The following is a 12,328-nucleotide window of genomic DNA, read 5'->3' as shown; positions in this document are numbered from 1 at the left end:
AGGAGTACGGTTTAAAATCCAGATTCTCACGGCCACCAACAATTAAAGTATGGGTCGCGTTTGCTGTAGCGGTACCGGTTACGGTCCAAACTATTACAGTCGCTGTTGCGCCGCCGGCAGTGATCTGGGGAATTACGATTGTCGGAATTCCACCAATGCCATCACCACTTACCGGGCGAAGGATCCTCATGATCTGATGAATGGGCGAACCAAAACCATAGACCTGGCCAGCTTCATCAGCTGAGGTAATTTCTTTTTTAGTTTCAGTGATAGATGCCTGGTTAGCTGTATTTGCTTCACCAAGGATTACAACTACCTGGGGCAGGTTAGGGGTTTCATTATCAAAGAAGCCGCGTTTGATTTTGTATCCGGAAACACGGCTTCTTCTTTCCGATCCTATGGCTGTTGAAATGCTCATATTATAATTTTTTAATTGTTATCAATTATGTATTTAAACCCTTTATTCGTTTCCTCCAGCTTAACCGTAGTATCATTTCCAAGTAATTCGATCCCCTGCCAAAGCAGTTGATTCTCCTGGATCCGGACAGCAAACTGTAGCCTTCCAAACCTGGTATAATTACTGTCTTCTTTTGCTGCTGGATCCAGTGTAGCAAAACTCTCGACATAAGTTCCTCCAATCAGACCAGGTTCAAATCCTAATGTCTTGTATTCCGAGTAGCTCAGGATGTATCTGGCCATTCCCATAAACTTGTGAAGCCGGTCAGTACTGTAGGATTCCCCGGATTTACCTGACTTAGCGAGGCCAGCAGTATAAACGTCGATAAAGTATAAGGTCCGGCCCTGGCTGTCTTTCTGGGTGAACCCTCCGTATGTAGCACTGTCAAGCAGCACATTAAAATAAAGGTCCTCTGCTTCATCCATAGGAGTAATTCGTTCCGAATAAACCGTAATTTCTTCGTCAAATCCCTGCAGCTGCTTTTGATGATTAAGTTCCTCTGTCAAAATTATACCTATCGCATCCCGGACCTTTTCAAATCCCTGCTGAGGGATGATATTTTCGATGATTGCTGCCATTATTCAGCCCTCCCCAGGATACAGATAATTAAACCGGTAGTAGCATTTGGGTGCGTTTCGTTGACCACATAATGCCGAACGGCCTGAGTATTGTCAGGACTGAAAACTTTATACCCCTTCAGATCGATTTTCCCGGATCTCGGATTGATATAAGGAAAATCAGCTTCAATAAAGAATTGTTCCGGAACATCAATATGAAAACTCGTAGAAATTACACCATTGCCATCGTTATCAAAGATCTGAGTATGACCGGAAGTCAAACCTTTTACTGCAAGCTCAATTGTTTCATCTTTAGTTTTAATGAGAATATCCTCTTCAAAACCACCGGCTGAAACGAACTTTATCGCGTCCTTACGTGCTTGCAGTAAAAGTTTTCCTGACATTATTTACTCTTTTTTTGAAGGTTTTTAATGGCATCAGGAAGCTCAGAAGGACCAGATATTTTCTCAGACTCTTCTGTTACCTCATCTTCGATCGGTGGCTCAGGATCAGAAGCCGGATCTTCTTTTTTAATGATTGTTTCATCATCACCAGGTATCGGAAGTTCGATGGGATCCTCTGATTTTTTCGCATCTTCTTCTACCAGTTCGATGTAGCCTTCTTTTAGAAGGTCTGAAGCAGGCCTGAGTAGTTCTTTTTCGTCTACAATATCACCGGCGGGCTTAACGGTATTGCTTGCAACCAGCAAGCCTATTACCAAAATTTTATATTTTGCCATTTTCGGAAATTAATTATGAAACCTTCATTGTATACAACCTGTCAACTGAAACCGGAATCACCAGAGGTGCTGATTCTACAATCAGATTCCAGGCTTTCTTGATCTGATCAATTACATCATGCACAACAAACTCTCCCTGAACAGGAGCGATGTACTGGTTCTCAGTATTTGGATTGAATACGGCCGGAACACCACCAAATGCTGTTTTCCCTTCGAAGTCATCCGGGATTAAAACAACATTGTTGGTATCTACATATTTCGTTTTACTTCCATCCGGGTTCTCGTAAAAATCCGAGTAAGTCCAAATGTTTACCATATAGTCACCAGCTGCAACACGGCCCTGGAAGATCATGCCGGTAACCTTGTCAAATTGAGGCATACCAAGATCAACACGGCGAATCTGGTTAAAGATTGCGGCTTGTTTTAATACCTTCTCATTCAGCATAAAATAGCCGAAAGCAGTCTGGCCCATAATTGCATTAACGGTGGATCCTGCAGAAAGTCCCTCGTTTCTGAGAAATTCTACACCGGTATTCAAATCACCAATTGGATCCGCTGTGGCTACAGCACTCCAAAGTCCGGTACCGGTTTTAACAATCATTGACTCTGCTTTACGGTTGTAGTTGATACTATCTCCGTTTTTCAGCACTACAGTACCGGTTTGTAGTACAGAGGCACGTTGCTTCTCGATCGCACGGAGAATCATATTTTTCAACGCCAATGTTTCAGCAGCAGCGCTTTCGATCAGCATGTCAGCTGTCTCTGCATTAGGTTCTACTCCCAGGCCGAAAGACATATCATAACCCTGGCAGCTGGTGAAATCAACCATTTCACTGTAGAACGGCGGAATGAAAATCTTTTCTGTTGATTTGCTAAAAGTGTTTCTATGCGGGTCTGTACAACGCTGAACATCCACAGCAACCAACTGACGGTTCCTTTGGACCTCAATAGACAGGGCTTTTGCCCTGGTTGTAACCGTAGGGAAAAAGGCGGACAGCCCTAGATTAGGGGCTTTATTGTCCGAAAATTTGGCTATTGCCGCTTGGGTAACAGCTTTTCTGTGTTGAAATAATCCTATTGCCATGATTTAATTATCAAATTTTGTGTGATCAACAGTTGAAGTGTCTACATGTAGACCGAGAGATTCAATAACGTCCCTCAACGTTTTCGCGCCAACAATGGTATCTAAAGTAACACCTGCAGGCAAAACAAGACTGTTGCCGTCGATTGTGCCTTTCGTTCCGTAATTCATATTAGCCGACTCACTGTTTTCAAGCACTACCGAACCGTCAATTGCAGCGACGCCAATGACGTTCGCTAAATTTCCAGAGGTTACAGGGATAACGCCGCTTGCTACTGCTGTGCCTCCTGGAGTGATGGTAATTGTTGAAGCGGCGCCGGTACCAGTCTGAGCCAGGTTGGTTGTATTGCCGGTCGCAGTTGCTGTAAAGACAACTGTATTGCCATTGGTTACTGGTCCTGATGAAAATCCTGTTAATGCACCGGAATAAGTTCCGGTTGCTGTTCCGCCTCCTGTTGTCGCGCCAGCGTCCAGGTTAGCAAATGCTGCCGCCAGCTGGGCTGTGGTCGTGGCGCCAGTTGAAGTATAGGTTAATCCTCCCAAAATTACTGTTTCTCCAGCAGCCAAAGGCGTTGCAGAAAAAACAACTGAGGCCTCTTCATAAGTACCGGCTGCTCTGGCAACCAACATGCCAGACACCAGTGTGAGCTGGCTACCGGTGGTATTTTTATAAACACCTTCAACAAACCTGTTGTCAAAAATGAATATTTTCTTTAATTCGTAATCAGCAGTAGACTGGTTACGGGTGGCGTTTCTTTGTGTTACGTCTACTCCCATGATTAGTTAAGTTTAATGTTGTGTTTACCGTAAATTTTCTCGAAAGCAATGTCATCAGCGGTCAGCTGTTTGCCTTCTGATTCTGATTCCGGAGTAACCAAATCAGGGGCGCTATCTGTCCTGATAATTTTTAGCATGTTTGATTGACTCGACTTCAAAAGAAGTTCCTCACGGACCGAAGAGGTAATCTCTTCTCCGGATTCAATTCCTTTTTTTACTGCATCCGGATCGACACTTTGATAGGTCATCCAAGATTTAACTCTCTCTTTTTCTGATTTCACACCTGCAGTATGTCCAGCACTAAGGATAGACTGGTGAACTTCAGGATGCTGTTGTTGTAATTCCTGTGCTGTCATAGCTGTTGATTTTTTATTTTTGTTATTTTCTTGTTTACTTTTTGAATACTTAGGGGAATTTGATAATTCAATTACCTTGTTTACAGCCTGTTTGAAGTCGCCGATCTGATCAACCAGTGTACCGATCACATCACCGGCATTATACACAGATCCGTCAAGCTGAGATTCTAAAACTTTAGTCCTGACTTCACGGATACCGGCTCTGAACCGCTCATTTGCCGGATCTAACACTTCATCGATGGCCAACTTATAATTGTCGTTATTCAGGGCTTCTTCGAACCATAGATTTTTTCGGGTACTTGTACTCGCATAAATGGTAACTTGTTTTTCACCATTTCCATCTACCGAACGGTTTGGGGCAGCTTTAAAGGAGATCATGGTTCCTATGCTGCCGACTTGTGAAAGCTCGCTCTCAGCCATGATCCAGTCGCACTCGCTGATTATTCCGTAAGCAGCAGAAGCTGCCACCCCAGATCTTTCAACTAGTGCGACAACCGGTTTGGTTCTGTTTCTTACGGCATACTGCATCAATTCCATAGCGAGCTGGGAGCCTCCGCCTGAATCTGCCATGATCACCCCACCTTTAATACGATTATCAGCCTGGAACGTCTGCATCTGTTGAATAAGATCTTTCACTCCCCAGGTGCTCATTCCCCCATTCTTGATAATAGGGCCATTAAGGTTTATAACATAAACCAGATCATCGGAATATTCAGAATTTAATTGATAAGTATCGGTGACAATCTTTGCATCAGATTTGATGCTGTAGAGATGAGTGCTATTAGATTTTGAACTGGCTCCGTCAAACTTAACTCCATTTCTAAAATCGAGTAACATGTTGCTAAGCACGGAGAAAGTGGTTCTGTCAACCATCCATGGCTTATGCTCATAAATTTCACGAGATAAAGGGTAGTTCATATGTCAACAAATATAATATTTTGTTTATTATGTTTCAAAATAGGAAACATTTATTTTAATCTGCATCAGATTGCCACGACCTTAATTTTCTGATCAGCAAAGTCTGCAGGGCTATTCATCCCCGATAGTACTTTCGTAAGCGGATCATAGATCACAGGGTCAACCTTCAAATAATTATCGTCACCTTCCAAATCAATATAAACAGACAACGAAGCAGGAAAGGCAGGGATTCCGTCGTTCAAAAGGCTTATTGAAAAGTCAGGATCAGTTCCTGTGATATTAAGGGCAGTTTTATCGACGATTACAGGGTCAGAGCCGGCTGAAAGTGGGAACCAATTTGACGAGTCGCTGACCGCGGAATTTCTTCCGGAAATATTTGAATAATAACGCCCTTCAAATGACACTACGTCGCCAACTTTTGGCTTTAATAGAAGAGAGTGAGCAGTCGATTTATTCCTAATCTTACCCGTTATTTGCATCTTCTTCAGGTTTTGGTTTAACAATCATTTTATCTTCTTCTAAATATTTGCTATAATTTTCACTCCATTCTCCGTTTCCTAATAGCTCCGAAGCTTGCTCATGACTCATAAGCGGAGTTTCTCCTTTAGTTCTGTCCCCAAGCATGATTCTAACCGCATCCGCTTCTTTTTTAGGATCTATATGCGGCATAGTGGCACCTGTGAACCTTGCATTACAATACGCGTTCAAAATGTAATGGTTTTTGTCGCGCATTGCCTTTAGGAATCCATCCGCAGTCACTTTATTTTTTAGGATGTGGGTATACAGCCAAAGATTATAGAAGTTCTGATAAAAATTTCTCGCGTGTTTGGTCCTGTAAATATTGATGATGAATCCCCATCCATTGATGGCGGCCCTGGAAGCGGAGTAATTTGAACTGTATTGCTGCAGGGCAACTTCGGGCGGTATATCTACAGAAGCGCACAGCTGAACAAAAACAGCCTTAAAGAATGGTTCATATTGAAGTTCTGACTGGCTGTCAACTGCTTTTAATTTTGCGTCAATTGGCATGTTATATACACGCTTATTCTCCGTCAAATGAATATTTCTTGCGGCGACTTCACCCAAAGCATAATTACTGTCCTGAATAACCCCGCCGGCGGTTTTCTTGATCCTGTCCAGCATTGGATTTTCCCCGTCCGAAAAGCGGCTATGCTCTATTGTCCATGCGATTTTAGCACGCTCTTCGGCTGAGGATACCGAGGCTTCAGTATATCTGTCCAACTTCTTTACCTTTTCTAAAATTGCGGTGATATTTGATATGCCCCTGATGTGGTCGATTCTATGTTTATCTCCGTAAACCATCCAGGCCATTAAGCAACCAGAGCCCTCACCATAAGCCTCAATCCTCTCAAATTCAGGAGCAATTGAACCAAAAGATTCTTTTAATACATAAAATGCTATATGCTGGCCACGTTTGTCTATTTCTATACCATGCTTGATAGTGTTGCCTCTGGCCTTCGCGTCACGGATATATGTGCCGTCAAGAATGGGAGTCACCACCTGTTGACCATCGATAATTTGAGCATTAACATTCATGTCGTCATCCAACCGGAGTACCACAAGGGAATCTCCACCAAGAAAGGCCGTTTCAAAAGCTTTTGACGCATTGTCGTGTAGCGTACACATGCCCTGGTAGTCTGATAGTTTGCTGTTGGCGTACAGCTGAAAATACGCCTCAACATTTGAGCGAAATGCTGGCAAATCTTGCTTTATTTTTTCGAAGGTTAGGACCTTTTCAGATGGCTCGGACTGTAGCTTAAGACCTGTTCCTACCACCCATTTGAAGAATTTTCCTGTGATAATTTTGATAACATCACTTGTTAGGTTGGCTTCATAGGCCCTTAATCTGATTGATCTATGGTCGGGAATCAAGTTTATTGGATTCCCAAGTTCTCCCTCAGTTTTCTCTCCATTGAAAACATAACTATTGACATAAGTGTGGGAGCTTATTGACATTCCATCGTTAGTCATGAGAAAAGACGAGGGAGATTCTACAGCTGGATCTGTAATTTCAGTCTGCTCATTTTCAGACTCAATTTTCTCAAAAATTTTATAGCCAAATATTTTCATTATCGAAAAGTTCTTGAATCACGAAGTGTAACTGATCTGCCGTACAATCTATTTATATAAAGTTGCTTCATTCTCTCCAGAGATTTGATTCCCGATTCTATATCGGCCATACTCCTGTATCCGGTTTTAATCCGGACCTGACCATCATCAAGTTCATAAGAACTTATGTTGCCTGCTGCTCCGTCGATGTTGTCAGCCAAGAGCAAGATTGCCTTATCAATTAGGATGTCCAATGCAAGGATCCGCTCTTGTAAAACAGTTTTACTTTCCAAAAAAGTACTGATTGTATATTCAGTGAAACATGACATAGTGATAATTTAAAAAAGCCCTGTAAGCGCAAGCTATACAGGGCTTAAACCAAATACAAACCAAATGAATTACGAATGTATAAAATGTTTCCTGAGTTTCCTATGTGTAAACAACAAAACTTATTGAGCAGTAACCAGCAGAACAAAATCTTCCCAAGTATAATTTTTAAAAGCAGATTTACTTCGTTTGAAAATATCAAGATAAATTAAAGGAGCGACAAGCCCATAAATCCTGACATCCCAAAAGTGATTCTGAACCTGATTGTTTTTCTTTTCCCATTTATACCCAATTACCTGATCATCCTTAACAACTTCAGTTCGTCGCTCACCTTCATAGTGACTGAAATAACTTTTCATCGTGTATTTACCATCAGTAGGCTGTGGATAATTCATATAGCCACTTGGCTGAGTTCCGTCTTCGCCTTCCCGCAACTTCATCATCTGAGCCAGATCGTCCTTAATCTGGTTAACTTCGACAATATACAGATGGCCAGGATGCTCTCGGCTCCTGATCACCGGAGTTGTATCCCGCTGAATCTTTCTATAATCATTTTCAATTCGACCCTTTACCCCGTAAATGTAGGTCCCGTCTGTAAAACTCTTAATGAATTGCATCGCAAGCTTCTCACCAAACCCGGTATCAACTACAGTTAGACTGACATTCATTGAGCCACCGCTCTCCAGAGGGTATTCTTGCCTTATAACTTCTTCAAATGTTTTCCAGACCGAGAATTTAACGTTGTGGGTCAGTGTCCATCGGTCGCGAACCATATCTTCCTCCTTTTCCTTACGGCTTCTGTCCCGGGCCCGCTTGAATGTTCCTATACTTCCATGGTCTACGGAATATGTAACTCCGGTGCTGCTATGAGCCAATAACTCCCAATCCAGACGAACATCTTCGTTGTCTTTCTCCATAATTCCGTTTAAATCGCAGGCCAGAGTAAGCATGATAATCGTTCCATTACCATCTGATTCACTCGTTGAATCGGGCACAATTCCCGGCTTATAAGTTCGGGTATTATTCATCAGGTCATTTACCTTCGGACTTTCGCCGGTTTCGGCGAATGGCATCCCAAGCCTTAGGTTACTGAAAGTTTTGAGCAGTTTCACCACGACTTTTTCTCCAGGAGGGCAGGCTTGCAGCCATTCCTCAACACCCACGATCCAACCGTCAAAACCTGGCGGGTTGTAAATAAAGTTTTTTTGATAGCTCTCGTGACGCCTTTCCTCAGAAACAGCGGCTGTTGCGATCCACTTACCTAATAAATTCAGATCGTATTTTTCTTTCTCCTCGATCAAATGACCGCAGCATTGTGTTTTATACAGTACTGTCTCCGGAATGAGTTTTTTATGGTCATCGAGTTTCCAGATAACACCAGCATAAGATCCATCTTCCTGTACAGTCTGCCATTCCACAGGAAAATAATTTCCGCAAGCAGGACATGGCCAATGCCATTTTTTCTGAGTGCCTAAAAGATACTGCTCGTAAATGTTGCTGGTTTGAGTAACAGTAGGAGTAGAGATGAAAAATGTCTTTGCTTTTTCACCAAAACTATTTTGCCGGGTTTTCATTACCGCTTTAGGAGATCCCTCTTTCCCGATCTCCTTTGGAGCGGTATCATAATCATCTGCCAGGATGTATTTTGCCGAGAACATCCGGAAGCTATTGGCTGAGTTTGTACCTAAGGCAGTTAGTGTACCGCCGGCAAACTCTTTTTTCTTAGAAGTGTCACCAGTTCTGTTGTTTGTCTTTTTAATAACATTAGGCCGGATCAGATGATCAAGATTTGAACTTCTTATTACTGGATCCAGGCGCTCTTCTATTGTTTTGGAAGCGAGCTGAATATCTGCGGCTGTGAACAGAATACCATCCGGTGCTTCTGAAATTAGATAGAGGATCCCTCCGATTACCAAGGCGGTAGTAAATCCGGATTGGCCGTCCTTCATGATTGAAACAAACCTGGTTGGGTCTGACGGGTGAATGTGATTTACTATTTCCCGCATGTAAGGCGTAAAATCGAAACTGTAAGGTCCGGGGTAGACCGGTGTAGAATCCGGGATTATGATGTTTGCCTCGATCCATTGGTCAACCTTTGGCTTTATTACTTGAAAATTGTAAATTTCTTCATTGATTTTCATGAAAGACTCTCGCCAGGCAGAAACTATTAATTGATGATTAAGCATACATTTAAAATTTTGAGGCTCTGGTATCAGAGTAATCGGTTATTATTTTTTCAAGATCATCTTTTGCATCTATGCCGGCTCTTGATATAGACTTTCCTAGTTCCAGTCTGCCAGCTTCGACAATCCTGGTATACATGTCCATATTACCTCCAGCCATTATATTGCAAAAGACTGTAGCTATATTTTCAAGAGCATTTTCCATGTTTGCAAAAATAGTTTTAGCTTGACTCCTGAGAACATTTGCAGCAACATCAACAGGCACTAGTTTTCCAGCGGCTTTGTCTAAAAGCAGCTGTTCTTTTTCGACTTTAAGAGCCACCAGCTCCGCATCGCCTTTCATTTTTTTTCGAATCCATCCCTGCATATTTTCCTGATTCATATCTCCGGAGCTATCGCGCTTACCTCTGGACATCGCCTCCGTAATAAAGGATTGATCAAGTGGAGGAGGGAGATCGTCATCGCCATCATCATCTACCTGCTTTTTATTTTTCCTCGGATTCGGAAGTATATTATTGATAATCTGCGAATCTTCCTTTTTCGATTTGTTAATCTCCTGTCTTTTCTTTTTATAAAGCAAATTAATGAGATTATCAGTGTCTACAAGTTTTCCAGAGCTATCATGCAGAATAACTTTTTTTCTCGAAATGTAAACATTCAAAAGTTTCACATTATCCCCGCACATGTCGGCGAACTCCTGTCTAGTAACTATTGCCATAAATTAATGAGTGTTATATCAGATTTTTGCGCTGCTGTATAACGTGTTTCCACTATAATAGGAGCTAATTTATGATATTTTTTTATCAAAGTGAGTTTTGTTATGATAACATAAGATAAAACAAATTAAAAAAAACCTTAACCGGTTACAGATTGGAGTACGCAACGTATTGCATGCGTTTATTATTTGCTCCACAGTACCTTTTGATTTAGGCCTCAATAGACGAGGACAAGACCGATGCGGCCTCTCAGTATGTTTCCTATGCTTCACTGATGGAAACATTATCAATATATACGATATCGAAACAAGGTGATAAATGCTTGATCTCTATTTGAACTATCATATGCTTGAATAAATTAAATCTTTCGACTGCAAGAGGATAAACCGGCATCGCTTCAACCTCACGTGATAAGCTATTATCAAATTTAGTATGGCAATCAATGCATAGAAAAACACGGTTCAATGGATGCAGCATGACGCTCTCAAAAAACCTCTTTGGAACAATATGAGCAACATATGCTTTAGAGCCCCACACAGCGTTCCTAATTAGCTTATCGCCACAGTTTTCGCAGCCATAAGGCATTACAGCTATCTGGTCATTAAACCATTTACCTATCGTATAGCCTTCCTTAGAATAACTCTCTGCCCGCGCTGCTTTGGCTTTCTTGTTCTTGACGCTGGCATCCTGATGACGTTTAGAATTGTATTTTTGGTAATGATATTCAGGAGCACTTATACAACGTTTAGCTACTATAGGCTTGTTAACGCCTCCATTGCAATCGATGCATTGACCGATCTTATTTTTAATCGAACTCATTTTAAAAGGTTTTTAAGGACTTTAGTTGATTGATAGTCAGAGATAACGGCCAAGAATATTTTAACAGGCCTACGGTATTGATCCTGCCTCAGGCGGGCATTGTACTGAACAGCGGCTATTGCTGTTTTTCTTTTTTCTGGAGTTAGCTCACCAGAGGCATTAATGATATTGATCATTGTTTGCTCTTTCTTAGTTAGAAATTTCATAGTTGAGTTCAATTGCTTTGTGGAGCACTGTTCCTTTAAATCTTTTAGACCTGTTTGCCGATATAACCATCACTGGCACTTCTATATTTGAATCCCTGGCAGCCATGTAATCTGTTCTGTTGTCAAATTCAACAAAGAATGATCTACCCTCATAAGAGAAGATCAGCTGAGGGTAAGGTGTCTTAACGTTTTCTGATTGTAGATCCGGAAGACATCTATTCCCGTTATATGATACAATCCATTGTTTCATTTCTTAGACAATAGCTGATCAATGAGCATATATACCTCCGGCATTTTCTTGAAACACTTGTACTTTATCGATTCCAACGCGTCAATTAGGGGTATAAACTCCAATTCATTGATGTATTTAATGTCCGACTCCTCCACCCGGTCAGCGGACCACGTTACTTCATCAAGATCCTTGAAATCAATTTCTTCGTTATTTTCAGGTCCCACCTGCAAATAGATTTTTTTTGGTTCATTTATCATTTTGTTTAAGTTTTAATGACAGGTTTTATACAATTTGGGCAGGTGATCCAGGATCTTACATCATACTCGTAACCGCAGCAGGAGCAGATATACCATACCTCATGGTTTAGTAAGTGATATTTCATTGGTTGGACTGGTAAACCGGAATCCCCGGTAGTGTTTAACTATTTTAGCTTTAAAAGGGAATTTAGCATTAGGGTGCTGCACAACATCCATTAAGTTTGATGACTGGGTAAATATTACCCGTTTTGCACCATCAAGCTCAATCTGGAGCGTCAGAAGCTTTCCGTGCTGAACGCGATCATACTTTGACTCCCCTATATGGTAATCCCATACTTCTATGTTTTTGTTGAATACTTCGCTTATATCGATTTTTAAGCCTTCGAGTGTTTTTTGTTCTGGTAAGTTTAAGTCGTTGAATGAGATCATCTGTGAGAAGCGTTTTATTTAAGTTTATACAATTAGCGTGGTCTGTCCAGCCTCGATAAGAGGCTATGGAAGCCCTGTTTGGTCTTTTCTTTATCATCCTTGCATAGTTTTGTTTTATTCGTTTACGGAGTAAAATGTGCGTATGCCTGAACACATAACCTACGAAGTCAATGCCGCATTTTTGTACTGGCCGGATGTTCCAGT

At 41.6% G+C, this 12,328-nt stretch carries 17 protein-coding genes; all 17 read right to left on the bottom strand.

The features are described from left to right. Positions 1-418, bottom strand: a 418-nt coding sequence (locus VK541_RS04065) for a hypothetical protein (protein WP_324367181.1), incomplete at its 3' end; no start/stop codon positions are given. Positions 419-429: 11 nt separating this feature from the next. Further along, a complete protein-coding gene (locus VK541_RS04060; protein WP_324367179.1) occupies positions 430-1,035 on the bottom strand; it encodes a hypothetical protein in 606 nt (201 codons plus the stop codon). After that, entirely contained in the window at positions 1,035-1,418 is a 384-nt protein-coding gene (locus tag VK541_RS04055) for a hypothetical protein (protein ID WP_324367177.1), read from the bottom strand. Before VK541_RS04055 ends, VK541_RS04060 begins: the two co-directional genes overlap by 1 nt. Continuing rightward, positions 1,418-1,753 carry a hypothetical protein gene (locus VK541_RS04050; RefSeq protein WP_324367175.1) on the bottom strand — a complete coding sequence of 112 codons (336 nt, stop codon included), beginning with the start codon at positions 1,751-1,753 and terminating at the stop codon, positions 1,418-1,420. Before VK541_RS04050 ends, VK541_RS04055 begins: the two co-directional genes overlap by 1 nt. Before the next feature lie 13 nt (positions 1,754-1,766). Further along, positions 1,767-2,837: a major capsid protein gene (locus tag VK541_RS04045; protein ID WP_324367173.1), complete on the bottom strand. Its 1,071-nt coding sequence runs from the start codon at positions 2,835-2,837 to the stop codon at positions 1,767-1,769. A gap of 3 nt (positions 2,838-2,840) precedes the next feature. Beyond that, a complete protein-coding gene (locus tag VK541_RS04040) occupies positions 2,841-3,611 on the bottom strand; it encodes a hypothetical protein (RefSeq protein ID WP_324367171.1) in 771 nt (256 codons plus the stop codon). A gap of 2 nt (positions 3,612-3,613) precedes the next feature. Beyond that, positions 3,614-4,885, bottom strand: a complete 1,272-nt coding sequence (locus VK541_RS04035; protein WP_324367169.1) for a S49 family peptidase — start codon at positions 4,883-4,885, stop codon at positions 3,614-3,616. A 65-nt stretch (positions 4,886-4,950) separates the two neighbouring features. Further along, positions 4,951-5,364 (bottom strand): hypothetical protein, encoded by a 414-nt coding sequence (locus tag VK541_RS04030; RefSeq protein ID WP_324367167.1) that lies wholly within the window; start codon positions 5,362-5,364, stop codon positions 4,951-4,953. Beyond that, positions 5,348-6,976 carry a phage portal protein gene (locus VK541_RS04025; protein WP_324367165.1) on the bottom strand — a complete coding sequence of 543 codons (1,629 nt, stop codon included), beginning with the start codon at positions 6,974-6,976 and terminating at the stop codon, positions 5,348-5,350. Before VK541_RS04025 ends, VK541_RS04030 begins: the two co-directional genes overlap by 17 nt. Next, positions 6,976-7,284, bottom strand: a complete 309-nt coding sequence (locus tag VK541_RS04020; RefSeq protein WP_324367164.1) for a hypothetical protein — start codon at positions 7,282-7,284, stop codon at positions 6,976-6,978. The genes VK541_RS04025 and VK541_RS04020 overlap by 1 nt, the downstream gene beginning before the upstream one ends. Positions 7,285-7,404: 120 nt before the next feature. Further along, entirely contained in the window at positions 7,405-9,468 is a 2,064-nt protein-coding gene (locus tag VK541_RS04015) for a terminase gpA endonuclease subunit (protein WP_324367162.1), read from the bottom strand. 4 nt (positions 9,469-9,472) lie between these two features. Next, entirely contained in the window at positions 9,473-10,183 is a 711-nt protein-coding gene (locus VK541_RS04010) for a hypothetical protein (RefSeq protein ID WP_324367160.1), read from the bottom strand. Positions 10,184-10,442: 259 nt separating this feature from the next. Beyond that, the gene (locus VK541_RS04005; RefSeq protein WP_324367158.1) at positions 10,443-11,000 is read right to left on the bottom strand and encodes a hypothetical protein; all 558 of its coding nucleotides are present in this window, start codon (positions 10,998-11,000) and stop codon (positions 10,443-10,445) included. Then, entirely contained in the window at positions 10,997-11,206 is a 210-nt protein-coding gene (locus VK541_RS04000) for a hypothetical protein (protein WP_324367156.1), read from the bottom strand. Before VK541_RS04000 ends, VK541_RS04005 begins: the two co-directional genes overlap by 4 nt. After that, on the bottom strand, positions 11,190-11,456 hold the full coding sequence (locus tag VK541_RS03995) for a hypothetical protein (RefSeq protein ID WP_324367153.1): 267 nt from the start codon (positions 11,454-11,456) through the stop codon (positions 11,190-11,192). The genes VK541_RS04000 and VK541_RS03995 overlap by 17 nt, the downstream gene beginning before the upstream one ends. After that, positions 11,453-11,695, bottom strand: a complete 243-nt coding sequence (locus VK541_RS03990; RefSeq protein ID WP_324367151.1) for a hypothetical protein — start codon at positions 11,693-11,695, stop codon at positions 11,453-11,455. The genes VK541_RS03995 and VK541_RS03990 overlap by 4 nt, the downstream gene beginning before the upstream one ends. Positions 11,696-11,794: 99 nt before the next feature. Beyond that, positions 11,795-12,124 (bottom strand): hypothetical protein, encoded by a 330-nt coding sequence (locus tag VK541_RS03985; RefSeq protein WP_324367149.1) that lies wholly within the window; start codon positions 12,122-12,124, stop codon positions 11,795-11,797. Positions 12,125-12,328 lie beyond the last annotated feature (204 nt).

This window comes from Pedobacter sp., from assembly GCF_035317785.1.
Classification (GTDB): domain Bacteria; phylum Bacteroidota; class Bacteroidia; order Sphingobacteriales; family Sphingobacteriaceae; genus Pedobacter.
This window is presented reverse-complemented; position numbering and strand designations above follow the sequence as displayed.